This is a genomic window from Streptomyces sp. NPDC006283 (assembly GCF_040613325.1).
Lineage (GTDB): Bacteria > Actinomycetota > Actinomycetes > Streptomycetales > Streptomycetaceae > Streptomyces.
Window position 1 is genome coordinate 1 of record NZ_JBEXRZ010000468.1, and the last position, 1,467, is coordinate 1,467.

General features: G+C 61.9%; 1 protein-coding gene and 1 pseudogene. Both read left to right on the forward strand.

Features of this window, described 5'->3' with window-relative positions; all coding sequences use genetic code 11:
- The first annotated feature begins 562 nt into the window (after positions 1 to 562).
- On the forward strand, positions 563 to 769 hold the full coding sequence (locus tag ABZ070_RS37330; protein WP_356640647.1) for a hypothetical protein: 207 nt from the start codon (positions 563 to 565) through the stop codon (positions 767 to 769).
- 42 nt (positions 770 to 811) lie between these two features.
- Positions 812 to 1,467 (forward strand): annotated as a pseudogene (locus ABZ070_RS37335) (radical SAM protein); the annotation flags it as partial.

The following is a 1,467-nucleotide window of genomic DNA, read 5'->3' on the forward strand; positions in this document are numbered from 1 at the left end:
GGCGGCAGCTCGGGACCGGAAATGATGGCCGGGAGCGGTGCTCACTGCGGGATGTCTCCGCGGGGGTGCCTGCCGCGTGCTGCCCGGCGTCCGCACCTGGGCTGGGCGGAGGCGCTGGGCGCCTGCTCGGGGCGGCATGTCCCGCCACGGGCACTCGCTCACTCGGTGGAAACCGGGTAGCTGAACAGAGTAACCGTCAAGGTTTCGCGTTGCTCGGCCCCGACGATCGGCATACGTTCGACGCGGTCGGTACCCCTGTCCGAAGAATCTGGAGGCGAAAATGCCTGGCACGGGAAATGTGGATCCTGCGGAGATCTCCGTAGACGAGGAAGGAAGGATTATCATCGATAATCCGGCTCTTGCCGCTGCCGTGCGGAACACGCTGTCACGGAAAGGTGAGCGACGTGAGGTTGCCTTCAGGAGCGAGGAGGCCTTCAACTTCATTGCCTGTGGCAACAACTGTCCCAGCGAACCACCCGAGCGGTGACGGTAGACCACCAGTGGAGAATGCCGCCTTGTCGCCAAGAGCCACCCGTCCGCCGCAATGCAGAGAGTAGTCCGCATGCCGGTCAGCTTCACGCAGGTCGCTGAGGCCCTCAACCCTCGCTCCCTGTATCTGATTATCCTTCCCACCGAGCAGTGCAACTTCCGCTGCACCTACTGCTACGAGCAGTTCGAGATCGGACGGATGCCTGACGGCATCGCCGACGCCGTGTGTGCCTTCATGGACCGGCGCCTGCCAGAACTCGACCGGTTCGAGATCGGCTGATTCGGCGGCGAGCCACTGCTCGCCAAGGACGTCATCTATAGGATTTCGTCGCACGCCTCAGAGATCGTCAAGAGCGCCCCTTCGCTGGCTTACGCCGCCAACATGACGACCAATGGCTACCTTCTCGACCAGGCAACGGCTACCAGACTCGTCGGTCTCGGAGTCGACTCCTACCAGGTATCCCTGGACGGGCCGAAGGACGTACACAACCGCACGCGGCGCAGGGCGGACTCGGGAGGCACATTCACTCAGATCTGGCGAAACCTGCTCGCGCTACGGGACAGCGCCCTTGACTTTCGCCTCACGATCCGTGTGCATTTCTCACCCGACACGGTTCTCCTGATGGACCCGCTTATCGAAGACATCAACCGTGAGTTCTCGGAGGATCTGCGATTCTGCGTGTACTTCAAGTCTGTGGAGAGGCTGGGCGGACACAATGACCACGAGATCCGCCTCTTCTCGCAACGGTTGGTGGATGAGGCAACTCAGCGGCTCAATTCGAAGCTGGCCAACCCGCGACAGGTACCCTCCTTGGAGGTAGCCGGACCTTACGTCTGCTATGCGTCCAAACCTAACTCCCTTGTAGTGCGTGCAACCGGCGAGCTAACGACCTCGTGCGTGATTGGCATGGGGCCGTGTCGGGGTAGCGGCTGGTGTTGTGATCACGTCTGCGTGGCGGGCAGTGCGAGTGTTTTGTT

Bases quoted from the DNA above. Each gene is read 5' to 3' on its own strand.
- ABZ070_RS37330 (WP_356640647.1), top strand. From the start codon at position 563: ATGCCGGTCAGCTTCACGCAGGTCGCTGAGGCCCTCAACCCTCGCTCC.